Below are 24,698 nucleotides of genomic sequence, written 5' to 3'. Positions count from 1 at the left end.
TTCTGGGGATCAGGATTTCAGATTGCGTTTGTTGACGCGGCGGGCGATCCAGTCCCCCGTCGATTGAAGGATCTGCACCAGCACGATCAGCACGATCACCACCGCCAGCATCACCTCCGGCAGGAATCGCTGATAGCCGTAGCGGATGCCGAGGTCGCCCAGCCCGCCGCCGCCGACCGCGCCGACCATGGCCGAATAGCCGACGAGGCTGACCGCCGACAGGGTCAGGCCGGCGACGATGCCCGGCAGGGCTTCCGGCAGCAGCACCTTGCGGATGATCTGAAAAGGCGTGGCGCCCATCGCCTGCGCCGCCTCGACCAGCCCGCGATCCACCTCGCGCACCGCATTCTCGACCACGCGGGCGATGAAGGGAGCGGCGGCGACGGTCAGCGGCACGATGGCGGCATTGGTGCCGATGGAGGTGCCGGCGATCAGCCGGGTCAAGGGGATGATCGCCACCACCAGGATGATGAAGGGGGTGGAGCGGGTCATGTTGACCACCGCCCCCATCATCTTGTTGAAGGCGAAGTTCTGCAGCAGCTCGCCCCGGCCGGTGACGGCCAGCAGCACGCCGATCGGCAGCCCGATCAGCGTCCCGATGGCGCCCGACACCGCCACCATGTGCAGCGTGTCGAGCAGCCCCTTGATCAGCAGGTCAATGATTTGCGGGGAGAGCATGGCCCAACACCTCGACACCCAGATTGTTCTCTTTCACCAGCGCCATGGCGGCCTCGACCTTGGCCTGATCGCCCAGCGCCTCCACCACCAGCGTGCCGAAGGGCGCGCCCTGGATCTCGTCGATCTGGCCGTGCCAGATGTTGAGGTCCAGTTCCAGCCGGCGGCTGATGGCGCTGATGACCGGGGTGGTCGCCTTCTCGCCGGTGAAGGTGATGCGCAGCACCGGATTGCTCCCCAAGCCGGGCTGCGGCGACAGCCGGTCGCGCAGGCTGTCGGGGATGCCGCGGTTGATGACGGGATCGACGAAGCTGCGGGTGGTCGGGTGCTTCGGATGGGCGAAGATGTCGAAGACCGGCCCCTGTTCGATCACCCGGCCGCCCTCCATCACCGCCACCTTGTGGCAGATCTCCTTGATGACGGCGATCTCGTGGGTGATGAGGACGATGGTCAGGCCCAGCCGCCGGTTGATGTCGGCCAGCAGATGCAGGATCTGCGTCGTCGTCTCCGGGTCGAGTGCCGAGGTCGCCTCGTCCGACAGCAGCACCTTCGGCTTGCTGGCGAGAGCGCGGGCGATGCCAACGCGCTGCTTTTGCCCGCCCGACAGCTCCGCCGGGTAGCGGTCGCGCTTGTCGGCCAGCCCGACGAGGTCGAGCAGCGGCTCCACCGCCTTGCGGATTTCCGCCCGCGGAGTGCCGGCAAGTTCCAGCGGCAGCGCCACATTGTCGAAGACGGTGCGCGAGGACAGCAGGTTGAAGTGCTGGAAGATCATGCCGATGGAATGGCGGGCCTGCCGCAACTCCGCCGCGGACAGGGTGGTCATCTCCACCCCGTCGACCATGACGCTGCCCGATGTCGGGCTTTCCAGCAGGTTGACCGTGCGCAGCAGTGTGGATTTCCCGGCGCCGGAGCGGCCGATGATGCCGAAGATCTCGCCGCGGCCGACCGTGATGTCGACGTCGGCGAGCGCCTGAACCGAAGCCCCGCCGCCGCGCGCGGCGTAAGTCTTATGAATGTTTGTTAGCGTTATCATCATTTATTCGACAAAGGGGGACGTCCTGCGTCCCCCCAGCCCCTTCACCAAGTCGGAATGATGGAACCGTTGAAGCGCGTTTCGATAAACTGCCGCACTTCGGGCGAACGATACAGCGCAATGAAGCGCTTGATCGTCGGGTCTTCCATGCGATCCTTGCGGACCGCCCACACCAGGTTCCACTTGGACTGGTCATCCTCCAGCACCAACGCCTTCTTCGGTTCCAGCCCGGCCAGCACGGCATAGTTGAGGGTGATGACCGACGCATCCACGTCGTCGAGCGAGCGCGGAAGCTGGGCCGCATCCAGTTCCACCAGCTTGATGCCCTTCGGGTTGACGATGTCGGCGATGGTGGTGTTCAACCCGGCCCCCTCCTTCAGCCCGATCACGCCGGCCCTGGCCAGCAGGAACAGGGCACGGGCACCGTTAGTGGGGTCGTTGGGGATCGACACCGACGCGCCCGGCTTCAGATCGGCCAGCGCCTTCACCTTGCTGCTGTAGACGCCCATCGGCACAACGACGCTCTTGGCGACGGAGACGATGTCGTAGTTGCGCTGCTTCACCTGATTGTCCAGGAAGGGCTGGTGCTGGAAGTTGTTGGCGTCGATGTCGCCGGCCTGAAGTGCGGCATTGGGCATGTTCCAGTCGGTGAACTCGATCACCTGCGCCTCGATGCCCTCCTTGGCGGCCAGCTTGGCGGTGAAGTCCAGGATCTCGCCGTAGGGGCCGGCCGAAACGCCGAGCTTCAGCGGAGCGGCGACGGCGGAGGCGGCGGAAGTCAGCAGGCCGGCGGCGACCGCCACCGACATCAGGATGCGTTTCATCGGGACTTTCCTCGGAATCGTTGGGTCGGCGGGTCGTCAGCGGCGGCGGGTGTCGGGCAGCCGGCTGTAATGCTGGTGGGCGGCGCGCTGGGCCTGTCCGACATTGCGGAAGACGCGGCGGTCGAGATCGCGGAAAGCCCAATCGGACACGAAGAAGGTGAAGCCGCCGCGTTCGGCGACGACGATGCCGGCGGAGCGGCCCTGGACTTCGATGGCGTAGGCGTTGGCGTGGGACATGGCGAAGGACTCCCCTCGGCGCGGCTGGCCCTCGGCATGGCGGGGCGGCGGCGCAACGATGTTCGGCTCTGGCGTTCGGGACTGGCGGATGTGCGGGATGGGCGCTGTGTTGTTGTGCCGCAGGTCAGCGGCAACACAGGCCCGAACGCATCATGCAGGCCGGGAACGCGGTCCGAAGCACGGATGGGGGAGCGGAAACTCGCGAGGTCATTCCGGTCTCTCCTTCTTGAAGAGGTCCACGACCGGTATCGTGGCGCTTTAGCGTTTGGTGACGCGGCGCAAGCTGCAGAAGTCAAATTGCCGCGGGATGCCCGGGTGGGGCGTCCATGAATTTTTATCTACTCTTTCGATGGGGTTTGGTCAAACTCATTTTTCTGATTTGTGTGAAATTCATCATTGAGCATAATTTTTGCGTAAAATCTCGCAGACGCGACAGCGACAGGTGACGGGCGCGTGGAATGTGCTATCTATCGCGTCGATGGTTCATCCGGGGCATGCACATCGCCCCGGCGAGCGATGCGAGGAGAGTGTTTTGTCCGCCGATCCCAGCGCCCAAGGGGTGACTGCCGCCGCGATGACGGCCACACCGGTTGACGACCAGCTGGTGCTGGCCCTGCCCAAGGGCCGCATCCTGAAGGAACTGCGCCCGCTGCTGTCCCATGCCGGCATCCATCCGGAGCCGGCCTTCGACGACGACAAGAGCCGGCTTCTGCGCTTCGCCACCAATGTGCCGAACCTCAGCATCATCCGTGTCCGCTCCTTCGACGTGGCGACCTTCGTCGCCTTCGGCGCCGCCCATCTGGGCGTGGCGGGCAATGACGTGCTGATGGAATTCGACTATCCGGAAATCTACGCCCCGCTCGATCTCGGCATCGGCGCCTGCCGGCTGTCGGTCGCCGAACCGGTGGAGATGATGGAGGGCGACGATCCGTCGCGCTGGAGCCATGTGCGCGTCGCCACCAAATACCCGGAGGTGACCAAGCGCCACTTCGCCGCCCGCGGCGTCCAGGCCGAATGCGTCAAGCTGAACGGCGCGATGGAACTGGCGCCGACGCTGGGCCTGTGCCGCCGCATCGTCGATCTGGTCTCCACCGGCTCGACGCTGAAGGCCAACGGGCTGGTGGAGGTGGAGCATATCGCCGACGTCACCTCGCGCCTGATCGTCAACCGCGCCGCCTTCAAGACGCGGACGGCCGAGATTTCTCAGTGGATCGACAAGTTCCGGGAGGCGGTGAATGCCCGTCAGGCTTGATATTCGCGACGCGGACTTCGCCGCCGGGTTCGAGGCGCTGCTGCACGCCAAGCGCGAGGCCAGCGAGGATGTCCAGACGCTGGTCGCCGGGGTGATCGAGCAGGTGCGCACGCGCGGCGACGACGCCCTGATCGACTACACCGCCCGCTGGGACCGCCAGACCCTGACGGCGGAGACCCTGCGCATCGGCCAGGACGAGATCGACGCCGCCACGGCCAAATGCTCGGCCGAGACGCTGGAGGCGCTGGACCTCGCCGCCGCGCGGATCGAGGAGTTCCACCGCCGCCAGATTCCGGAGGTCACCGACTACCGCGACGCCGCCGGGGTGCGGCTGGGCGCGCGCTGGACGGCGGTCGGCGCCGTCGGCCTCTATGTGCCGGGCGGCACCGCCTCCTACCCGTCCTCGGTGCTGATGAACGCCCTGCCGGCCAAGGTCGCCGGGGTGGAGCGCGTCGTCATGGTGGTGCCGACGCCGGACGGGGCGATCAACCCGCTGGTGCTGGCCGCCGCCAAGCGCTGCGGCATCGACGAGATCTACCGCATCGGCGGCGCCCAGGCGGTCGCGGCGCTGGCCCACGGCACGGCGACGATCCGGCCGGTCGACAAGATCGTCGGCCCCGGCAACGCCTTCGTCGCCGCCGCCAAGCGGCAGGTCTATGGCCTCGTCGGCATCGACAGCATCGCCGGCCCGTCGGAGATCCTGGTGGTCGCCGATGGGAAGAACGATCCGGCCTGGATCGCCATGGACCTGCTGTCGCAGGCGGAGCACGACACCTCGGCCCAGTCGATCCTGATCACCGACGATGCCGCCTTCGCCGACGCGGTCACTGCGGCGGTGGACAAGCATCTCGAGACGCTGCCGCGCACGGGAATCGCCGGTGAAAGCTGGCGCGAGCATGGCGCCATCGTGCTGGTCGGCAACCTGATGGCCGACGCTCCGGCCCTGGTCGACCGGCTGGCGCCGGAGCATCTGGAGCTGGCGGTAGAGGATCCGGATGCGCTGGCGGCGAAGATCCGCAATGCCGGCGCCATCTTCCTCGGCCGCTACACGCCGGAGGCCATCGGCGATTACGTCGCAGGTCCCAACCATGTGCTGCCGACGGCGCGCAGCGCCCGCTTCTCCTCCGGCCTCAACGTGCTGGACTTCATGAAGCGGACGACCTTCGTCGCCTGCGACGCCGACAGCCTGCGGGCCATCGGCCCGGCGGCGGTGACGCTGGCGATGGCCGAGGGGCTGGAGGCGCACGCGCGTTCCGTCGCGCAGCGGCTGCCGGGCTATAAAGACTAAGATCTACAAAGACCGAAGACAGCGGGGGGAGGCGGGGCGTGACGACGAAGAGCAAGCGGCGCATCACCCATGTGACGCTCGACGAGCGGAGTGTCGTCCGCCACAAGCCGGAGGTCGAGCATGAGCGCGCCGTCGCCATCTTCGACCTGCTGGAGGACAACGAGTTCTGCCCCTGCGACTTCGCGGAGGACGGGCCGTACCACCTGCACCTGTCGATCGAGGACAACCGGCTGGTCTTCGACATCCGGCGCGAGGACGACAGCGTGCTCGACCGGCTGATGCTGCCGATCACCGGCTTCCGCTCGATCGTGCGGGACTATTTCCTGATCTGCGAGAGCTATTACGCCGCCATCAAGCGGTCGACGCCCTCGCAGATCGAGGCCATCGACATGGGCCGCCGCGGCCTGCACAACGAGGGGTCCGAGATGCTGCGCGAACGTCTGGCCGGCAAGGTGGAGATGGACCTGCAGACCGCGCGCCGGCTGTTCACGCTGATCTGCGTTCTGCACATTCGCGGCTGACGGGCACGGGCGGCGCATGGCCATGGCGGCGACCCCGGTCCTCACATCCCTGCCGGTCACGAGCGTATTGTTCGCCTGTACCTACAACATGATCCGTTCGCCGATGGCGGCGGCGATGATGCGCCATTACCACGGCACCCGCGTCTATGTGGATTCGGTCGGCGTCCGCGAGGGCGACGAGGTCGATCCCTTCGCCGTCGCGGTGATGGAGGAGATCGGCATCGACCTGTCCAAGCACCGCTGCCGCACCTTCGAGGATCTGGAAGACACCAACTTCGACCTGATCGTCTCGCTGTCGCCCGAGGCGCAGCACCGCGCCATCGAGATGACGCGCACCATGGCCTGCGACGTGGAGTTCTGGAACACCTTCGACCCCACCCTGGTCGACGGCACCCGCGACGCCATGCTGGAAGCCTATCGGCAGGTCCGCGACGGCCTGCTGGACAAGGTTAAACAGCGCTTCCCCCTGACTCGCGGCCCGACGGTCTAGAGTTCATCTGATGCTTATTGAAGTATCAGATGAACTCTACAGAGCCGTGCGTTTAATATGAAACGCACGGCGCTGTAGCTTTATGGTTGGCGATCGGATTCACGCTCCAAATCGATCCCGATTTTACGCGATCCGATCTAGCCGTTTGATTTTCCGTGCGATTCACGTTCCAGACGAGTCCGTCTGAAACGATCGCACTTTAGCGGCAGGTCCCCACCGGCCGCGTTCGCGTCTTCTGCCGCAGGCCGCCACACGGCATGGTCGGTAATAATTTTGGCATTCTGCAACTTTTTGCGCTGCGGGCAGTTCACAGTGCATCCCCGCCAATGTTATTGAGCTGTGTCATCGCAACGCGCCGCGTGCCGCCATAGGCTCGGGAGCGTCGACGAATTTTCGCGCGGAGAGCCGTCCATCCATGCCCGCCGGTCTGATGCCCCGCCTTCTCCGCGTCTTCAGCCCGCGCAGCCTGCGCGCGCGCCTGATGGGCGTGGTGCTGGCCTCGCTGGCGCTGCCGCTGGTTGGCGCGCTCTATCTCGCCGACCAGCAGCTCGACGACCATATCGGCGCCGCGCGCGAACTGGCCCTGCATCTGGCCGACGACGGGGTGCAGCGCCAGCATGACCTGATCGGCGAGGCGCGCAACCTGCTGGGCGTGCTGTCGCTGGTGCCGGCAATCCGCAACGCCACGCCGACCGACACCGACGGCTGCGTCGCCACCCTGGCGCCGATGCCGCGCCAGCACCGCTGGACCACCGGCGTCTGGCTGACCGACGCCGACGGCAACATCATCTGCGACACCACCGGCCCGGGCGCCGGCATCTCGCTGCGCGAACGCGAATATTTCCAGCGCGTCCTCGACACCAAAAGCTGGGTGGTCAGCGATTTCATCATCGGCAAGCGCTCGTTGAAGCCGCTGATCATCGTCGCCAGCCCGATCATCGAGAATGGCCGGATCGTCCGCGTGATGGGTGTCGCCGTCGACCTGACCTGGCTGACCGATCTGGTGAAGGTGCTGAAGCAGCCCGACGCCCGCGTGATGGTGCTGGACCGCAACGGCGTGATCGTCGCCCGCCAGCCCGATCCGGAAGGCTGGCTGAACCGCAATGTCGGCCAGATGCGCCATGTCCAGCAGATGCTGAAGGAACGGGACGGCTTCCTGGATTCAGAAAGCGCCGACGGGCGCGACCGGCTGTGGGCCTTCCGCCATTCCGACGAAACCGACACGATCTTCGCCGTCGGCATGCCGACCAGCCCGATCATCGCGGAGGCGCGGCGCGACCTTTGGCAGAGCCTGGGGCTGCTGGGCATCGCCGCGCTGGTCAGCGTCACCGCGCTGTGGGTCCTGCTGCGCGCCTCCGTCCTGCGCTGGGTGTGGGAATTGGGCAGCGCGGCCACCCGGATCGGCGACGGCGGCGGCGGCACCGTGATCGAGGCGGAGCGGGCGCCGCATGAATTCCGCGTCGTCTCCCACGCCTTCAACAACATGTCGCGCCGCCTGAAGCAGCGCGAGCAGGAGCTGCGCTCCGCCATGGAGGAGGCGCGGGCCGGCAGCCGCGCCAAGGAGGAATTCCTCGCGACCATGAGCCACGAGATTCGCACGCCGATGAACGGCGTGATCGGATTCGCGGAGATGCTGCTGGAAACCCCGCTGACGGCCGAACAGCGGCGCTACGCCTCGCAGGTGCGCGATGCCGGGCGGTCGCTGCTGACCGTCATCAACGACGTGCTCGACTTGTCGAAGCTGGAGGCGGGACGGCTCGATCTGGTCAGCGTGCCCTTCCGGCTGGACGATCTGGCCGACCGCTGCGTCGCCATCGTCCGCCTGGCCGCCGAACAGAAGGGGTTGGAGCTGCAGACCAGCATTTCCGCCACCGCCCGCGGCTTCGTCATGGGCGACCCCGACCGGCTGCGCCAGATCCTGCTGAACCTGCTGAGCAACGCGGTGAAGTTCACCGACCGTGGCTCGGTCCGGCTGACGGTCAAGGCGATCGACGATGATGGCAGCCGGACGGCCGGCAAGCCCGGCGGCGGCCGCATCTGCACCTTCACGGTCACCGACACCGGGATCGGCATCGCGCCTGAAAGGCAGCGTGACCTGTTCCAGCGCTTCACCCAGTTGGAACGCGGGCGCGGCGGCACCGGACTGGGGCTGGCCATCTGTCGCCGGCTGGTGGAGCTGATGGGCGGCGAGATCGGCATGGAAAGCCGGCCCGGCAGCGGCAGCACCTTCTGGTTCTCGCTGCCGCTGCTGCCCGCCGGCAGCGCCGCGGTCCAGCGCGATGGGGCCCCCCTCGTCGGAAGCGAGCCCGGCAGCCCCGGCGCCCGCATCCTGCTGGCCGAGGATCTGGCGATGAACCGCGATCTGGCGGTGACCATGCTGACCAAGGCCGGCCACCATGTCGATGCCGTGGAAGACGGCGCCGCCGCGGTCGCCGCGGTGCAGGAGCAGACCTACGACCTCGTGCTGATGGACGTGCAGATGCCGGTGATGGACGGGCTGGAGGCCACCCGCCGCATCCGTGCCCTGCCCGGACCGGTCGGCCGCATCCCGATCCTGGCCCTGTCGGCCGGCGTCCTGCAGGTGGAGGTCGAACGCTGCCTGCAGGCGGGCATGAACGCCCATCTGGCCAAGCCGCTGGAGAAAACCAAGCTGCTGGCCGCGATCGGCCGCTGGGTTCGCGTCGGGCACGCGGACAATGGCCCGGGTGGCAGCGGACCGGGTGGCAGCGGACCGGCTGGCAGCGAACCGCCCGACGATGGTCAGGATGAACCCCCGCGTCCGCAGTTGATCGCGCACAGCTGACGAGTCGGTGCTATAGTGGCTGCACCTCTCCCGGCAGGCTCGGCCGGTCTGCAGCGAAGTGTGTATCATGAAGGTTGCGCAGCCCCCTCTCGCCCCCGTTCCGGAGCGCAAGCCCGACAGTCCCCCGTCGCTGGCCGATGGCGCCGGCGGCGAGTCGTCCTTCCGTGACGCGCTGGTCCAGACCAATCGGCCCGGCACCGAGGCCGCGCCCGTCGGCCGTCCGACCAACGGCAGGCTCCAGGGCGGTCAGAAGGCACCGCCCCTGCCGGCCGCCAAGCCGCCGGCCCCGATCCTGCTGACCGACGGCACCCAGGTCCCCTTTCCGGCGGCCAAGCCGGTCACCCCCATCCGTCTGGCGGACGGTACGGTCGTGCCGCTCCCGGCTGTCAAGCCGCCCGCCGTCAATTCGGAGACGCCTGTCATGCTGGCGAACTCCGCGTCGGCGGATGGCGAGGCAGCGGCGCCACGCGCGCGCCTGCCAGGACTGAAGCCGGCGGCGCCGGTGGTGGGGCCGGCGGTGGCGCAAGGCCCGACTCCAAGCTCGAAGAAGGTGGCGGAGACGGTGAAGGCGGTGAACTCCGACGATCCGACCGCCACGCGGGTGCTGGTCGCCTCGCAGCAGGTCGCCGGCCTGTCGGGCCACAGCTTCACCGCGATCCTGGCCCAGGCCACCCAGGAAAGCGGGCTGGACCCCGGCGCCAGGAACAGCCGCAGCTCCGCCGCCGGCCCGTTCCAGTTCCTCGAATCGACGTGGCTCGACCTGTTCCGCCGCCATGGCGCCGCCTATGGCCAGGGCGAGCTGGCCTCGCACATCCAGGTCCGCAACGGCGTGTCCAGCGTCAAGGATCCGGCGATCCGCCGCCAGATCCTGGAGCTGCGCCACGATGTCGACCTGTCGGCCGGCATGGCCGCCCGTTATCTGGCCGAGGGGCGCGAGGCGCTGGAGAAGCGGCTGGGCCGCCCGGCCAGCGAATCGGAGAGCCGCATGGCCTATGTTCTGGGCTCCGGCGGGGCGGCGAAGCTGATTCGCGCCGCCGAATTGAGCCCCGGCGCCGTCGCCGCCGACCTGTTGCCCAGCGCGGCGAAGGCGAATCACAACCTGTTCCACGACCGCTCCACCGGCCGCGCACTCACTGCGGCCGAAACGGTGGGCCGCCTGACCCGCCGCATGGAGATCGACCAGCGCGAGATGTTCGCGGCGATCGGCAAGGCGCTGGAACAGCCGCGCCGCTTGGAAGAAGGCGGCGCATCGCCGCTCAACCCCTATCAGGCGGTCTGACGCGGCAGGGGTTACAGGGTATTTTCGCCACACAACGCGGGGCTGCCCCGCGCGGATGGCTGCGGCCGAACGCACCGGTGGTGGGAATCCCCCTTGACCCGGCGGCCTTGGAAGGTCAGTTATTGCCGCGAAACTATTAGGACGGACATAAGGGCCTATGGCAAAGGAAGATCTGATCGAGTTTTCCGGGACCGTCGTCGAATTGCTTCCGAACGCGATGTTCCGGGTGAAGCTCGACAACGATCACGAGGTTCTGGCGCACACCTCCGGCAAGATGCGGAAGAACCGGATTCGCGTCCTGGCGGGCGACCGCGTCAATGTGGAAATGACGCCGTACGACCTGACCAAGGGCCGCATCACCTTCCGGTTCAAGTAGCATCCTTGCTGCATCGCGGTTCCCCGTGACGATCCCGTCCAAGGCGCCCCGGCTGGTGCTGGCTTCGGCCTCGCCCCGCCGGCTCGACCTTTTGCGCCAGATCGGCATCGTGCCCGACGCGGTCGATCCCGCCGATCTCGACGAAACGCCGCTGCGCGACGAACTCCCGCCCCAGCACGCCCTGCGTCTGGCGGCGGAGAAGGCGTCGTGCGTCGCCGCGCGCCATCCCGATTCGTGGATTCTCGCCGCCGACACCGTGGTCGCCTGCGGCCGCCGCATTCTGCCCAAGGCCGAACGGGAGGAGGAGGCGCGACGCTGCCTGTCCCTGCTGTCCGGCCGGCGGCACCGGGTGATCGGCGGCATCGTCCTGCTGATCCCCGGACCTGAAGGCCACCGCCGAATCGACCGGCTGGTCCGCACCGACGTCACCTTCAAGGTGCTCGACCGGGCGGAAACCGACGCCTACATCGCGTCCGGCGAATGGAAGGGCAAGGCCGGCGGCTATGCCATCCAGGGCCGGGCGGGGGCGTTGGTCCGCTGGATCGGCGGTTCCTACAGCAACGTCGTCGGGCTGTCCCTGCACGAGGTCGCCGGCATGCTGCATGGCGCCGGCTTCCCGCTTCTTCCCCCGACACCTCCCGAGCAATGAGCAGGCTTGAGCTGCTGGTCGACCGCGACGGCCCGCTGACGCGGGCGGCGGTGCTGGCCGACGGCCGCCTGACCGACCTGCACATCGACCATGCCGACCGCCCGTCGTTGCTGGGCGCCATCATCCTGGGCCGGGTGGAGCGAATCGCCACCGGGCTGAACGGCGCCTTCATCGATCTGGGAAATGGCTTGGGGGGCGGCCTGTCCGGCCTGCTGCCGGCCGCCGACGTGCGCCGTCCAATCCTCGACGACGACTCTCCGCAGTCGCGCTCCCATCGCCCCGGCGCCAAGCCGGCGCCCATCGGCGCGCTGCTGCGCACCGGCCAGCCGGTGCTGGTGCAGGTGAAGGCCGACGCCACCGGGTCGAAGGGTCCGTCGCTGACGATGGACATCACCCTGCCCGGCCGTTTCCTGGTGCACGCCCCGCTCGGCCGCGACATCGCGGTATCGAAGCGCCTCGGAACCGGTCCGGAGCGTGCCGCGCTGGCCCGCCGCATCGAACAGCTCGCCACCGGTGCCGGCTGGATCGTGCGGGCCGGTGCAGCCCAGGTCTCCGACGATCTTCTGGCCGCCGAGTCGGAAGCACTGCATCTGCAATGGCGCGCCATCCGCGACGACGCCCGCGCCGGCTCCGCCCCCCGCCTGCTGCATCCCGGCCCCGACGCCCCCACCCGCGCCCTGATCGAGCAGGGAGCCGCCGCCCCCGCCGCCATACTGGTCGACGACCCGACTCCAGCCGGCGGGATCAGAATGGGCGACGGGCCGCTGCTGTCGGCCTTGCGCGACTGGTGCGACCGCCATGCCCCCGACCTGCTGCCGCGCCTGAGCGCCCATAAGGATGCCCAGCGCCTGTTCGACCTGCGCGACCTCGACTCCGCGATTGCGGAGCTTCTGGATGTCCGGGTGCCGCTGCCGCTCGGCGGTTCGCTGGTGATCGAGCGGACGGAGGCGCTGACGGTGGTCGACGTCAATGCCGGGGAGCGCGGCAACCCGCTGGACGTCAACCTCGACGCCGCGGCGGAGATCGCCCGCCAGCTTCGCCTGCGCAACGTCGGCGGCATCGTGGTGGTGGATTTCGTCAACATGCGCAGCCGCGGCGATGCCGAGCGCGTGTTGGCCGCCCTGTCGCAGGCGGTGGAAAGCGACCCGGTGCAGACCCAAGTTTACGGCATGTCCAAACTGGGCCTGGTCGAACTGACCCGCGCCCGCCGCGGCACGCCACTGGCAGCCCTGCTGCGGCCCTGACCGCTGTTATCCGTTACGGAGGCCATCCTTGTCCGACCCCCAATCCCCCGGCGCCCCGCAGCGCTCCCACACCCATGCCGGCGCCAAGGCGGGCACCAACTGCCCGATCTGCGGCCGCCCGACCGAACCGGCCACCCGCCCCTTCTGTTCCAAGCGCTGCGCCGATGTGGATCTGTCGCGCTGGCTGGGCGGCGTCTACCGCATCGAGAGCCCGGAACCCCCCGCCGCGCCCGGCGGATCCGACCCCGATGAGGAGGCGTGAGACGGGTCTAAATTTTTTTGAATTTTCCTCTGGACAGCCCGTCCGAACCCCTCTAAAAAGCGCCCCACACGACGCGCCGCACCGACCGAAACGGTCACCCACCAAGCGGCGCCGAGATGCCCAGGTAGCTCAGTTGGTAGAGCAGGGGACTGAAAATCCCCGTGTCGGCGGTTCGACTCCGTCCCTGGGCACCATCCTCCCTTCGAAGTTCAAGGTTTGGATGGTGTGATCCGTTCAAGCCAACTGACCATACTCTTCCCACGTATCATCAAGTTCTTTCGCTCTTCTCAAAGCGGTTCGGACTCTGACCACCCTACTCGTCCAATACCCGGCAGTTTCACTGCAAGGTCCAGCAGGTCGATTCCCACCGTCAGACCCAGCAAATTGACCTCCAGCCCCTCCTCCAGCGCCAGCAGCAGGCCGGCGACGCCGAACAGGCTGATCTGCCAGCCGGTGCCGCTCGGCGCCCGTGCGAACACCCCACGCCCCAGGTAATCCTTGCCCAACGCGGTCGAGGGCAGGTCGAGACGCAGCTCCGGCACGGCGCGGGCGACCCAGGCGGCGAAGGTGTTGCTGTTGGGGCCGGGCCAGACGCGGTACTCGCCGGCATAGGGATAGCTGGCGGCAGCCTTGGCGATCTTGGGGATGGCGGCTTCGGCGGCGGGGCCGCGCAGCTCACCCAGTAGAATGGGCTGGGCGCCGAACCAGCGGCCGTCGGGATCGCGGTTGCTGACGGAGACCACCGACAGACCGCGATAGGCGCGCCAGCCGATCACCTCGTAGACCGTATAGCTGCGGGCGCCGGTCGGCTTGACGGCGAACCAGGGATGCACGCCGAAGGCGCCGCGCCAGGACAGCACGCGGGCGGCATAGACCTGCACCACCGCTTCCGGCGTCGTCGCCGCATCGGGGGCGAGGCCCACCGGGCTGCGGTCGATGCGGTTCCAGTCGACCGCCGTCGGCACCGCGCCGGAAGCAAGCAGGAACACCGGCCCGGCCAGCAGGAGGACCAGCGTCAACAAAAATGCCAGCAGCACCCTCACGGCCCTCGCGCCCTATTACCGCCCGCCTTCCATGTAGTCATTGCGACGGCGGATTTCCGGTGACAGCGGAGGGACAGCGCAAAGGCGGCTCAGATGCTGTAATCGCCCTGCTGCAGGCTCTGATCCATGGTCAGCGCCGGCGCCGGCTCGTCGCGGCACCAGCCGACGACCTTGGCGGGCACGCCGGCCACGGTGGCGCAGCCGGGGACGTCCTTCAGTACGACGCTGCCGGCGCCGACCTTGGCGTGGGCGCCGATGGTGATGTTGCCCAGCACCTTGGCCCCGGCCGACAGCAGCACGCCGTCGCGCACCTTGGGGTGGCGGTCGCCATGCTCCTTGCCGGTGCCGCCCAGCGTGACGTTCTGCAGGATCGACACGTCGTTGCCGATCACCGCCGTCTCGCCGATCACCACGCCGGTGCCGTGGTCGATGAACACGCCGCGCCCGACCGGCACCGCCGGATGGATGTCGACGGCGAAGGCCTCCGACACCCGGCTTTGCAGGAAATGGGCAAGGTCGTGCCGGCCGCCCCGCCACAGCCAGTGGGCGACGCGGTGCCATTGCAGGGCATGGTAGCCCTTGAAATAGAGGAAGGGCGTCAGGCAGCCGTCGGCCGCCGGGTCACGCGCCAGGATGGCGGCGAGGTCGGCGGCGGCGGACTCGACGATGGCCGGGTCGGCCTCCATGGCGTCGCGCACCACGGCGGCCAGCCGGTCCTCCGGCATGGCGCGGTCGGCCAGCTTGCGCACCAGCAGGGCGGCCAGCGCCGGGCCAAAGCCGTCGCGCGCCAGCACGGCGTCATAGAGGTAGGGGGCGAGGCCGCTTTCCTCCTCCGCCACCCGGGCGGCGTCGGCGCGCAGGCTGCGCCACAGCGACTGTTCGACCGTTTCGGCCGCCTCGCGCATCGTGACGTCCAGGCTGTCCATCGCCATCACCCTTTCCCGCAAACAAGGCTGTTACTGTGGTGAGCCGCCCCCGGTCCGGTCAAGGCCGTTGCCGTCAAGGCTGCTTCCCGTTCCACCATCGCCATGCGCCCGGCGGAAAGCCTGCGGCGACCGCCCTTCGCGCTTGGTGAAGAAGCGCGAGAAATAGGCCGGGTCCTCGAAGCCCAGGGCATAGCCGATCTCCGCCATGCCGTGGCTGGTGTAGATCAGCGAACGGCGGGCCTCCAGCATCAGCCGGGCATGGACCAGTTGCAGGGTCGACAGGCCGGTGACCCGGCGGCAGGCAGCGTTCAGCCGGCCGGGCGTGACGCCCAGCGCGGCGGCATAGCGCTCCACCGGCCAATGCCGGCTGAAGTGCTCGTCGATCATCGGCCGCAGCCGGGCGAGCAGCCGCAAATCGGGCGACACCCCCTGCCCGTTGCGCCCAGCCTCGTCGCGCTGCCGGTCGGCCGCCAGCCGCGCGGTGGCGACCAGCAGCATCATCACCTGCGCCGAAATGGCGCTGGCCCGGCCGATGTGGTGGGCGCGGAACTCCCGCCTGATCTCGGCGAAACAGCGGTCGAGCGAAGCCGCCTCATCCGACCCGGCATTCAGGTCCCAAGCCTGCGGCAGGGCCGGTGCCTCGCGCAGTTCCGCCTCCGGTGCGGCGGCCAGCACACCGGCCAGGAACCCCTCCGACATGGTCAGCACATGGCCGTCGGTGCCGGGATCGAAGCGGAAGCCATGCACCACCTGCGCCGGCACGGTGATCAGCGCCGGGGCGCGGAACGCCACCTCCACCCCGTCGGCGGTCAGCCGCCCACCGCCGTCCGTGACCAGCAGGGCATGGCTCAGCCCGTCATGGCGGTGGGGGCGGACCTCCCAATTGTACAAGCGCATCCGCTCCGGGATCGTCTCGATATGGACGAAGCGCAGCTCCGGCATCGCCGGCGGTTCGCCGTACAGCCAATAGCGGGGAATGGGTTCGGCGCTGTGGCCGGAATGGGCAGCGTGGGCGGACATCGCACGAGCTCCGGCAGACTTGCGATGAAAAGTACAAGTCTTTCGCCGGTTCGTCTATGTCCGGCCCTCCGCCTCCGGGAATAGCATGAGTGCAAATGATTGGTGCATAAAACAATCAGCAAAAGCGCACCTGCCCCAGGTCCCCAAGGAGGGCGAGAGACATGCACCCCACCAAATCGGCTGATATCCAGTTCGGCCGCACCCAGGTCGCCATCATCGGCGCCGGCCCGGCCGGTCTGTTCCTGTCCCACCTGCTGCACCGCCAGGGCATCGAGTCGGTGATCCTGGAACACCGCAGCCGCGAGGAGATCGAGGGCACCATCCGCGCCGGCGTGCTGGAGCAATGGGTGGTCGACCTGATGAACGACATGGGGCTGGGCGACCGCATGATGCGCGAGGCCCATTTCCATTCCGGCATCACGCTGCGCTTCGACCGCCGCAGCCACCATATCGACATGGCGGAGCTGACCGGCGGCAAGCGCGTCACCGTCTACGCCCAGCACGAGGTGATCCGCGACCTCGTCTCCGCCCGGCTGGAGGATGGCGGCACCATCCTGTTCGGCGTGTCCGACTTGCGGTTCCTCGATCTGGAGGGCAAGACGCCGCGCGTGCAGTTCCGCCGCGGCGCGGACGGACCGCTGGAGGAACTGCGCTGCGACTTCATCGCCGGCTGCGACGGATTCCACGGGCCGAGCCGGCAGGCGATCCCTGCCGCGGCGCGCACCGAATACCAGATGGTCTATCCCTTCGGCTGGCTCGGCATCCTGACCGAGGCGCCGCCGTCGCACCCCGAACTGATCTACGCCAACCACGAGCGCGGCTTCGCCCTGCTCAGCACCCGCTCGCCGGAGGTGCAGCGGCTCTACATCCAGGTCGATCCCAAGGACGACATCGCCAACTGGTCCGACGACCGCATCTGGTCCGAACTGCACCGCCGGTTGGAGGACGGGAATGGCTGGACGCTGACGGAGGGGCCGGTCTTCCAGAAGGGCATCATCGCCATGCGCAGCTTCGTCTGCGATCCCATGCGGCATGGCCGGCTGTTCATCGCCGGCGACGCCGCCCACATCGTGCCGCCGACCGGCGCCAAGGGCCTGAACCTCGCGGTCGCCGATGTGGTGGTGCTGTCGCGCGCTCTCGCCGCCTACTACAAATCCGGCACGACCGAAGGGCTGGACGGCTACAGCGCCACCTGCCTGCGGCGGATCTGGAAGGCGGAGCGCTTCTCCTGGTCGATGACCACCATGCTGCACCGGAATGACGCGGAGTCGCCCTTCGAGCAGCGCGTGCATCTGGCCGAGCTGGACTATCTGGTCCACTCCCGCGCCGCCATGACGGCGCTGGCGGAGAATTACGTGGGATTGCCGATGGAGTGAAAAACCGCCGGCTCGCGCGCCTCTTTTACGCCTGCTTGGCGTCGATGATGCCCCGGCGCACGGCCCGCGTCTTGGTGAAGTGGTCCTGCAGCTGCTGCCCCTCGCCCCAGCGGATGGCGCGCTGCAACGCCGTCAGGTCCTCGGTGAAGCGCTGGAGAATTTCCAGCACCGCCTCGCGGTTGTTCAGGAACACGTCGCGCCACATCACCGGATCGCTGGCGGCGATGCGGGTGAAGTCGCGGAAGCCGCCGGCGGAGAACTTGATGACCTCGGACTTGGTGTCTTCCTCCAGGTCCGACGCGGTGCCGACGATGGTGTAGGCGATCAGGTGCGGCAGGTGCGAGGTGATGGCCAGCACGCGGTCATGGTGGCTGGCCTCCATGATCTCCACGGTGGAGCCGACGCGGCGCCACAGCTCCGTCACCCGCTCCAGCGCGTAGCGGTCGGCCCCGGTCGGCGGAGTCAGGATGCACCACCGGCCCTGGAACAGGGTGGCGAAGCCGGCCTCCGGCCCGGAATGCTCGGTGCCCGCCACCGGGTGGCCCGGGATCAGATGGACGCCGTCCGGCAGATGCGGCCCGATGTCGCGCAGGGCCGCCTGCTTGACCGAGCCGACGTCGGTGACGATGGTCCCGCGCTGCAGAAGCGGCCCGATGGCCTCGGCGACCGCGGCGTAGCTGCCGACCGGAGTCGACAGAATCACCAGATCGGCACCGGCGAGCGCCACGGCCGGATCGGTGGAGGCCTCCGCCACGATGCCCAGTTCCAGCGCCTTGGCGCAGGCCTCGGCGCTGCGGTCGGCGCAGACGACCTGCCGTGCGATCCCATACTCCGCCAACGCCCGTGCCAGGGAGGAGCCGATCAGACCGATGCCGATGATGGCGACGCGGTCGAACAGGGGGCCAGGGGCGGGAACGGTGTCGGTGATGGACATGACGCAGGGTGTCCCGAAAGCGGAGTGAACGGGCGAAAAACCGTCCCGTTTAAACCATCTCGCGCCCGCCGGACCAAGCGATACTTTGAGCGCGGCCGGTTCCCCAGCCGTCGCCCTCAGCCGTCCTTCCGCGTCATCTCCGCCCGGAGCGCTTCGGCCAGCCGCTGGAAGGTCTCCTTCCGGCCCGAGGTGCGGCGCCAGGCCAGCGCGATCCGCCGCCCCGGCCGGCCGCCGGCCAGCGGGCGAACCGCCAGATCCAGCCCGCGCAGGATGCCCGAATCGACCGCCATCTGCGGCAGCAGCGTCACCCCCAGCCCGTTCGCCACCATCTGCACCAGCGTGTGCAGGCTGGTGCCCTCGAAGGCGGTGTTGTGCGGCGTCGCGTCCAGCGCGCAGGCGGCCATGGCATGGTCGCGCAGGCAGTGCCCGTCCTCCAGCAGCAGCAGATCCTCCGACGGGACCGTCACCGGCTCGGCCGGATCGCCGGCGCTCAGCCGGTGGCCGGTGGGGCAGACGAAGGAGAAGCGGTCCTCCGCGATGTCCTCCGTCTCCAGGTCGCCCATCGGATAGGGCAAGGCCAGCAGCGCCGCATCCAGCTTACCGGCATTCAGCTGCTCCAGCAGCCGTGCCGTCTGATCCTCGCGCAGATAGAGGCGCAGGCGCGGGAAGGTCTCGCGCAGGGCCGGCATCACGCGGGGGATCAGGAAGGGTCCGATGGTCGGGATCACGCCGAGATGGAGCGCGCCCGACATCGGGTCGGCGGCCGACCGGGTGATGTCCACCAGCTCCTCCGCCCCCTTCAGCAATTGCCGGGCCCGCTCCGCGATCTCGCGGCCGAGCGGGGTCGGCAGCACGGAGCGGCGCGTGCGCTCCACCAGCGTGGCGCCCAGCAGATCCTCAAGCTCCTGCAAACCGGCGCTCAGCGTCGACTGGCTGACGAGGCAGGCCTCTGCCGCCTGCCCGAAATGGCAGCGGTCGACAACGGCGACGAGATAGCGGAGCTGGCGCAGGGTGGGGAGCGGTTTCATGCCCGATTATGTAATCGGTTTTATCGATCAATCCAATTGGTATTTTCTACTTCTCTTGATAACAGATTTCCCGTATTCCTCCTCGGGTCAACGGGACACGGGAACATCGCCCCGACCCCCGGCCTAGTGACAGGGGCCACAAGGCAGGCCCTCTTGTTCGACCCGGTGCGCCGCACTAAGTCGGGCATGTCACGGCCCCCGGCCGGAGATCGAGGCGACAACCATTCATCGCACCTCATCGGAGAACACAAATGTCCTTGATCAACAGCGAGATTAAGCCCTTCAAGGCGACCGCTTTTAAGAACGGCAAGTTCATCGACGTGACCGACGCCGACCTGAAGGGCAAGTGGTCGGTCGTGTTCTTCTATCCGGCCGATTTCACCTTCGTCTGCCCGACGGAGCTGGAAGACCTGGCCGACAACTACGCCGAATTCCAGAAGCTGGGCGTCGAGATCTACAGCGTCTCGACCGACACCCACTTCTGCCACAAGGCCTGGCACGACACCTCGCCGGCCATCGGCAAGATCAACTACACCATGATCGGCGACCCGACGCTGGCGATCAGCCGCAACTTCGAGGTCCTGATCGAGGAAGTCGGTCTGGCCGACCGCGGCACCTTCGTCGTCGACCCGGACGGCAAGATCCAGATCGTCGAGATCACCGCCGGCGGCGTCGGCCGTGACGCCAAGGAGCTGCTGCGCAAGATCAAGGCCGTCCAGTACGTCGCCGCCCACCCGGGCGAGGTCTGCCCGGCCAAGTGGCAGGAAGGCGAGAAGACCCTCGCCCCGTCGCTCGACCTCGTCGGCAAGATCTAAGGTTCTCCCGCAAGGGAAATCCTAAGGATCGGGGGCCGGCTCCGGCCGGCTCCCACCCCGCTCCGGCGGGTTTGAAAACGAGTACCCTTGATCGGCCGGAACGGCCGCAAGGCAGGTTTTAAACGGGCCGGCTTCAAAAGCCTCCCCGTCGTCAGGGTCCGTTATCGGTTTCCCCATCCCCGCGAAGGCGGGCACCCAGGCGCTTTTTGTCGCAGCCTTTTCCAAGCCTGGATCCCCGCCTGCGCGGGGAGGACGATGACGTTCCGACCTCTTCGCTGTTTGAAAGCCAGACCGCCCGCCCGACCGGCTCTTTTGACTCGGGCCACCATTTCTCCGCCCGGACCGCCGCGATTCCGCGCAGGCGATCCGCCCCGGACACGAGACGTTGGGAACGAAAGCCATGCTGGACGCCAATCTGAAGACGCAGTTGAAGGCCTATCTGGAGCGCATCACCAACCCGATCACGCTGGTGGCGTCGCTGGACGACGGGGCGAAGTCGCAGGAGATGCTGGGCCTGCTGGAAGACATCGCCTCGCTGTCGGACAAGATCACGCTGGACCGCAACGGCGCCGACGCCCGCCGGCCCTCCTTCGCCATCAAGCGCGACGGCACCGACATCGGCGTCACCTTCGCCGGCCTGCCGATGGGTCACGAGTTCAACTCGCTGGTTCTGGCCCTGCTGCAGGTCGGCGGTCATCCGTCGAAGGAATCCGAGGAACTGCTGGAGCAGATCCGCAACCTCGACGGCGATTTCCGCTTCGAGACCTATTTCTCGCTGTCCTGCCAGAACTGCCCGGACGTGGTCCAGGCCCTGAACCTGATGAGCGCGCTGAACCCGCGGATCAAGCATGTCGCCATCGACGGCGCGCTGTTCCAGCAGGAGGTCGAGCAGCGTCAGGTGATGGCCGTCCCCACCGTCTTCCTGAACGGCGAGCCCTTCGCCCAGGGCCGGATGGACGTGGCGCAGATCGTCGCCAAGCTCGACACCGGTGCCGTCGCCCGCGCCGCCGAGAAGATCAAGGCCAAGGCCCCGTTCGAGGTGCTGGTGATCGGCGGCGGCCCCGCCGGCGCCGCGGCCGCCATCTACGCCGCCCGCAAGGGCATCCGCACCGGCGTCGCAGCCGAGCGGTTCGGCGGTCAGGTGCTCGACACCATGGCGATCGAGAACTTCATCTCCGTCTCCCACACCGAGGGGCCGAAGCTGGCCGCGGCGCTGGAACAGCACGTCAAGGACTATGAGGTTGACGTGATGAACCTGCAGACCGCCACCGCCCTGGTGCCGGCCACGCAGGAAGGCGGCCTGATCGAGGTGAAGCTGGCCAACGGCGCCTCGCTGAAGTCCCGCACGGTGGTGCTGTCGACCGGCGCCCGCTGGCGCTCGATGAATGTCCCGGGCGAGGCGGAATACCGCAACAAGGGTGTCGCCTACTGCCCGCACTGCGACGGCCCGCTGTTCAAGGGCAAGCGCGTGGCGGTGATCGGCGGCGGCAACTCCGGTGTCGAGGCGGCGATCGACCTCGCCGGCATCGTCTCGCACGTCACGCTGATCGAGTTCGACAGCCAGTTGCGCGCCGATGCGGTCCTGCAGCGCAAGCTGCACAGCCTGCCCAACGTCACCGTCGTCGTCTCGGCCCAGACCACCGAGGTGCATGGCGACGGCAACAAGGTCGTCGGCTTGTCCTACAAGGACCGCAACGGCGGCGAGCTGAAGCGGGTCGATCTGGAAGGCATCTTCGTGCAGATCGGTCTGGTGCCGAACACCGAATGGCTGAAGGGCACGCTGGCGCTGACCCCGCGCGGCGAGATCGAGGTCGACAACCGCGGCCAGACCTCGCTGCCCGGCGTCTTCGCCGCCGGCGACGCGACGACGGTGCCGTTCAAGCAGATCGTCATCGCCATGGGCGAGGGTGCCAAGGCCGCACTGGCCGCCTTCGACCACCTGATCCGCACGGTGCCTGCCGAGGAACCCGCGCGCGAGACCATCGCCGCGGAGTAAAGACGGAAAGAGCCGGGGCGATGCGTCGCCCCGGCTCTTGATGCGCACCGGCGCTTTCCTTGGCCGTCATCCCCGCGAAGGCGGGGATCCAGGAAGCTCCGCAATGAAGCGGCTGAAACGGCTGGATTCCCGCCTTCGCGGGAATGACGACCGAAAAAGTGACTTTATTCCAGAGGCTTGGCGTTGCCTGACGATCTGCGAACGCCGTAACACTTCACCCCAGCGTATGCTCCAGCAGGATCTTGGCGCCCAGGCCGATCAGCACCACGCCGCCGGCCATTTCCGCCCAGCGGCCCAAATGATTGCCGGCGGCCTTGCCGATCAGCACGCCACCAAAGGCCACCGCGAAGGTCACCGCGCCGATCAACGCCGAGGTCGTCACCATGTCCACGTCGACCAGCGCCAGACCGGCGCCGACGGCGGCGGCGTCGATGCTGGTGGCGACGGCAGTGGTCAGCAGGGCCAGCCATTCGGCCCGCACGCTGCGCACCGGGCCGCAATCCTCCTCGCCCTCGTCATCGCTGTCCATGATGGCGTTGCGCAGCATCGCGCCGCCGACCGCCAGCAGCAGGCCGAAGGCGATCCAGTGATCGACCGTTTCCACGAGGCTGGCGAAGGCGATGCCGATGCCCCAGCCTACCAGCGGCATGGCGAACTGGCAGACGCCGAAGGCCGCGCCCACGCGCACCGCCTCGGGCAGGCCGGACCGGCGCGAGCAGGCCCCGCGGCCGAGTGCCGCGGCGAAAGAATCCATCGAAAGGCTGAAGGCAAGCGCGAGGGACGTGGCGATCATGGCTATTCCCAGGCCAGACAACACAGTGGAATCAGACAGACTCCGGCTGGCCGCGGAGATGCCCGATCCACTGGTCTCGCCGGGTCGGCCCTCTGGCCGCCGTGCGCGCCATGGCGGTAGCGGCCGGAGGCCGGAACCGTCCAAGTCTGTTGACGCGAACCCCGCCAGATCGCTGCCGGCGGGTGGCTACTCCCCAATGACGGGGGAACTCCTACAAGGACTGGGGGATTGGGTCAAGCGCCCGATTGCCGCAGGTGCGAGATGCGGCCGCGCAGGTAGGTGGCGGCCACCGAACGGTCGTCGCCCAGCGTCACCTGGATGAACAGCTCCTCCTCCAGATCGCCATCCACCGCCTTCATGCGATGTCGCATAGCCGGGGTGGCGGCGGGGTCGAGCACGACGAGGTCGGCCCAGCGTCCGGGCTCCAGACTGCCGATCTCGTCGGCCATGCCCAGAGCCTCGGCATTGCCGCGCGTCATCCAATGCAAGGCGGCGAGCGCCGGCAGGTTCTGGCGCCGCAGTTGCAGCACCTTGTAGGCCTCCGCCGCCGTGCGCAGCATGGAATAGCTGGTGCCGCCGCCGACATCGGTGGCGATGGCGGTGCGCACCGGCCGCTCCGGCTTCGACAGGGCGTCGAGGTCGAACAGGCCGCTGCCGATGAACAGGTTGCTGGTCGGGCAGAAGACGGCGACCGACCCGCTTTCCGACAGCCGTTCCATCTCCGCCTCCGACAGATGGATGCAGTGACCGAACAGCGAAGTCGGTCCCAGCAGCCCGAAGCGGTCATAGACATCGGTGTAGTCGCGGGCGCCCGGGAACAGGCGCCGCACCTCGGCGATCTCGTCGGTGTTTTCCGACAGGTGGGTCTGCATATGGACGCCGGGGTGCTCGCGCAGCAAAGCGCCGGCCGCCTCCAGCTGCGCCTCGGTCGAGGTGATGGCGAAGCGCGGGGTCACCGCATAGCGCTGCCGCCCATGCCCGTGCCAGCGGCCGATCAGATCCTTGCCGTCGCGATAGCTGCCATCGGCGGTATCGGTCAGGGCGGCGGGCGCGTGGCGGTCCATCATCACCTTGCCGGCGATCATTCCGGCGCCGCGCGCCTCGGCCTCGGCGAACAGGGCGTCGACCGACTGCGGATGGACCGAGCCGTAGACCACAGCGGTCGTCGTGCCGTTGCGCAGCAGCTCATCCATAAAGAAAGCGGCGTTGGCCGCGGCGTGGGCCGGATCGGCGAAGCGCTGCTCCTCGATGAAGGTGTATTTCTCCAGCCAGTCGAGCAGCTGGGCGCCGTAGGAGGCGATCACCTGGGTCTGCGGGAAATGGATGTGGGTGTCGATGAAACCCGGCAGCACCAGCTTGCCGCTGTGGTCGTCGACCGCCACCCCCTCCGGAACCCGGCCGCGCAGGTTCGCCCAATCCCCGACCTCCAGAATCCGCCCGTCAGCCCCGACCAGCAGCAGCCCGTCCTCGTGATAGGTCAGGCAATCAAAATCCCCCGGCCCGGCGGGCGCGCGATGGAAGCTGAGCAGGCGCCCACGAATGGCGGCAGAGATAGGGGAAGCGATGGTCTGGTCGGGCATGGGGTTCCAACTGGCGATAAGTATCTAATTTGCGGTGCGGACAGTGCCCTCTCCCGCCCCGGGAGAGGGAGGGGACCCACGAAGTGGGGAGGGTGAGGGGGAATCCAAGTATAATGAACCGCATGGCTCCTTGGACCACCCCTCACCCCTCCCACCGCTTCGCGGCGGGTCCCTCCCCTCTCCCGGGGCTCTCAGCGGATCTTCGATCCGCCTGACGCCGTCAGCACAAACGAAGTTTGTGCGAGAGGCGGGAG

The 24,698-nt window shown here is 68.0% G+C and carries 24 protein-coding genes, 1 tRNA gene and 1 riboswitch; of the genes, 14 read left to right on the top strand and 11 right to left on the bottom strand.

Translation table 11 applies throughout. The features are described from left to right. Positions 1-9: 9 nt before the first annotated feature. The 4 genes from TSO5_RS06620 to TSO5_RS06605 are packed head-to-tail and all read right to left on the bottom strand — an operon-like array spanning position 10 to position 2,769. Complete coding sequence (locus TSO5_RS06620) at positions 10-678, bottom strand: methionine ABC transporter permease (protein WP_109150850.1); 669 nt, start codon at positions 676-678, stop codon at positions 10-12. Beyond that, positions 656-1,708, bottom strand: coding sequence for a methionine ABC transporter ATP-binding protein (locus TSO5_RS06615; RefSeq protein WP_109150854.1), 1,053 nt, complete (start codon positions 1,706-1,708; stop codon positions 656-658). Before TSO5_RS06615 ends, TSO5_RS06620 begins: the two co-directional genes overlap by 23 nt. Positions 1,709-1,752: 44 nt before the next feature. Then, on the bottom strand, positions 1,753-2,532 hold the full coding sequence (locus TSO5_RS06610; RefSeq protein ID WP_109073226.1) for a MetQ/NlpA family ABC transporter substrate-binding protein: 780 nt from the start codon (positions 2,530-2,532) through the stop codon (positions 1,753-1,755). Between the two features lie 36 nt (positions 2,533-2,568). Beyond that, positions 2,569-2,769 (bottom strand): hypothetical protein, encoded by a 201-nt coding sequence (locus TSO5_RS06605; protein WP_045583820.1) that lies wholly within the window; start codon positions 2,767-2,769, stop codon positions 2,569-2,571. Positions 2,770-3,343: 574 nt separating this feature from the next. Here TSO5_RS06605 and hisG point away from each other — a divergent pair. The 11 genes from hisG to TSO5_RS06550 all read left to right on the top strand — a co-directional run bounded on the left by hisG (position 3,344) and on the right by TSO5_RS06550 (position 13,127). Beyond that, positions 3,344-4,021, top strand: coding sequence for an ATP phosphoribosyltransferase (gene hisG, locus TSO5_RS06600; RefSeq protein ID WP_109073237.1), 678 nt, complete (start codon positions 3,344-3,346; stop codon positions 4,019-4,021). Continuing rightward, entirely contained in the window at positions 4,005-5,309 is a 1,305-nt protein-coding gene (hisD, locus tag TSO5_RS06595) for a histidinol dehydrogenase (protein ID WP_109150849.1), read from the top strand. The genes hisG and hisD overlap by 17 nt, the downstream gene beginning before the upstream one ends. A 38-nt stretch (positions 5,310-5,347) precedes the next feature. Further along, entirely contained in the window at positions 5,348-5,830 is a 483-nt protein-coding gene (locus TSO5_RS06590) for a UPF0262 family protein (RefSeq protein WP_085092229.1), read from the top strand. A 16-nt stretch (positions 5,831-5,846) separates the two neighbouring features. Then, on the top strand, positions 5,847-6,320 hold the full coding sequence (locus TSO5_RS06585; protein ID WP_109073223.1) for a low molecular weight phosphatase family protein: 474 nt from the start codon (positions 5,847-5,849) through the stop codon (positions 6,318-6,320). Positions 6,321-6,735: 415 nt separating this feature from the next. Then, positions 6,736-9,123, top strand: a complete 2,388-nt coding sequence (locus TSO5_RS06580; RefSeq protein WP_247870618.1) for an ATP-binding protein — start codon at positions 6,736-6,738, stop codon at positions 9,121-9,123. A 67-nt stretch (positions 9,124-9,190) separates the two neighbouring features. Continuing rightward, the gene (locus TSO5_RS06575) at positions 9,191-10,402 is read left to right on the top strand and encodes a lytic transglycosylase domain-containing protein (protein WP_109150848.1); all 1,212 of its coding nucleotides are present in this window, start codon (positions 9,191-9,193) and stop codon (positions 10,400-10,402) included. Positions 10,403-10,559: 157 nt separating this feature from the next. Continuing rightward, complete coding sequence (gene infA / locus TSO5_RS06570) at positions 10,560-10,778, top strand: translation initiation factor IF-1 (protein WP_012977999.1); 219 nt, start codon at positions 10,560-10,562, stop codon at positions 10,776-10,778. Positions 10,779-10,803: 25 nt separating this feature from the next. After that, positions 10,804-11,427: a Maf family protein gene (locus TSO5_RS06565; RefSeq protein WP_109150847.1), complete on the top strand. Its 624-nt coding sequence runs from the start codon at positions 10,804-10,806 to the stop codon at positions 11,425-11,427. Then, on the top strand, positions 11,424-12,671 hold the full coding sequence (locus TSO5_RS06560; protein WP_109150846.1) for a ribonuclease E/G: 1,248 nt from the start codon (positions 11,424-11,426) through the stop codon (positions 12,669-12,671). The genes TSO5_RS06565 and TSO5_RS06560 overlap by 4 nt, the downstream gene beginning before the upstream one ends. 28 nt (positions 12,672-12,699) lie before the next feature. Then, on the top strand, positions 12,700-12,933 hold the full coding sequence (yacG, locus tag TSO5_RS06555) for a DNA gyrase inhibitor YacG (protein ID WP_109150845.1): 234 nt from the start codon (positions 12,700-12,702) through the stop codon (positions 12,931-12,933). A gap of 118 nt (positions 12,934-13,051) precedes the next feature. After that, positions 13,052-13,127 (top strand) — tRNA-Phe (locus TSO5_RS06550). 93 nt (positions 13,128-13,220) lie between these two features. Here the strand turns inward: TSO5_RS06550 and TSO5_RS06545 are convergent. From TSO5_RS06545 to TSO5_RS06535, 3 genes are all read right to left on the bottom strand, one after another. Beyond that, the gene (locus TSO5_RS06545; protein ID WP_247870617.1) at positions 13,221-13,952 is read right to left on the bottom strand and encodes a DUF3750 domain-containing protein; all 732 of its coding nucleotides are present in this window, start codon (positions 13,950-13,952) and stop codon (positions 13,221-13,223) included. A 113-nt stretch (positions 13,953-14,065) separates the two neighbouring features. Then, the gene (gene cysE / locus TSO5_RS06540; protein ID WP_109150843.1) at positions 14,066-14,908 is read right to left on the bottom strand and encodes a serine O-acetyltransferase; all 843 of its coding nucleotides are present in this window, start codon (positions 14,906-14,908) and stop codon (positions 14,066-14,068) included. A gap of 24 nt (positions 14,909-14,932) precedes the next feature. Beyond that, positions 14,933-15,922 carry a helix-turn-helix domain-containing protein gene (locus TSO5_RS06535; protein WP_109150842.1) on the bottom strand — a complete coding sequence of 330 codons (990 nt, stop codon included), beginning with the start codon at positions 15,920-15,922 and terminating at the stop codon, positions 14,933-14,935. Positions 15,923-16,083: 161 nt separating this feature from the next. Here TSO5_RS06535 and pobA point away from each other — a divergent pair, with 161 nt between their 5' ends. Beyond that, positions 16,084-17,298: a 4-hydroxybenzoate 3-monooxygenase gene (pobA, locus tag TSO5_RS06530; protein WP_109150841.1), complete on the top strand. Its 1,215-nt coding sequence runs from the start codon at positions 16,084-16,086 to the stop codon at positions 17,296-17,298. Between the two features lie 25 nt (positions 17,299-17,323). Here pobA and TSO5_RS06525 read toward each other — a convergent pair whose 3' ends face one another. Next, complete coding sequence (locus TSO5_RS06525) at positions 17,324-18,232, bottom strand: prephenate/arogenate dehydrogenase family protein (protein ID WP_109150840.1); 909 nt, start codon at positions 18,230-18,232, stop codon at positions 17,324-17,326. 116 nt (positions 18,233-18,348) lie between these two features. Beyond that, the gene (locus tag TSO5_RS06520; RefSeq protein ID WP_109150839.1) at positions 18,349-19,260 is read right to left on the bottom strand and encodes a hydrogen peroxide-inducible genes activator; all 912 of its coding nucleotides are present in this window, start codon (positions 19,258-19,260) and stop codon (positions 18,349-18,351) included. Positions 19,261-19,511: 251 nt separating this feature from the next. Here TSO5_RS06520 and ahpC point away from each other — a divergent pair, with 251 nt between their 5' ends. Together ahpC and ahpF are read left to right on the top strand one after the other, a co-directional pair. Next, positions 19,512-20,075 carry an alkyl hydroperoxide reductase subunit C gene (gene ahpC, locus TSO5_RS06515; protein WP_085092243.1) on the top strand — a complete coding sequence of 188 codons (564 nt, stop codon included), beginning with the start codon at positions 19,512-19,514 and terminating at the stop codon, positions 20,073-20,075. A 400-nt stretch (positions 20,076-20,475) separates the two neighbouring features. Beyond that, entirely contained in the window at positions 20,476-22,071 is a 1,596-nt protein-coding gene (gene ahpF / locus TSO5_RS06510) for an alkyl hydroperoxide reductase subunit F (protein ID WP_109150838.1), read from the top strand. A 214-nt stretch (positions 22,072-22,285) separates the two neighbouring features. On the opposite strand, the gene TSO5_RS06505 is transcribed toward ahpF, so the two are convergent. Together TSO5_RS06505 and guaD are read right to left on the bottom strand one after the other, a co-directional pair. Next, positions 22,286-22,864: a manganese efflux pump MntP family protein gene (locus TSO5_RS06505; protein WP_109150837.1), complete on the bottom strand. Its 579-nt coding sequence runs from the start codon at positions 22,862-22,864 to the stop codon at positions 22,286-22,288. A gap of 83 nt (positions 22,865-22,947) precedes the next feature. Further along, positions 22,948-23,071: riboswitch (yybP-ykoY riboswitch) on the bottom strand. Positions 23,072-23,097: 26 nt separating this feature from the next. Then, positions 23,098-24,444 (bottom strand): guanine deaminase, encoded by a 1,347-nt coding sequence (gene guaD, locus TSO5_RS06500; RefSeq protein WP_109150836.1) that lies wholly within the window; start codon positions 24,442-24,444, stop codon positions 23,098-23,100. Positions 24,445-24,698: the final 254 nt, after the last annotated feature.

Origin of the sequence: Azospirillum sp. TSO5 (genome assembly GCF_003116065.1) — a bacterium.
GTDB lineage: Bacteria > Pseudomonadota > Alphaproteobacteria > Azospirillales > Azospirillaceae > Azospirillum.
Note: the sequence above shows the minus strand (reverse complement) of the source record. Positions and strands in the feature narration are given on the sequence as shown.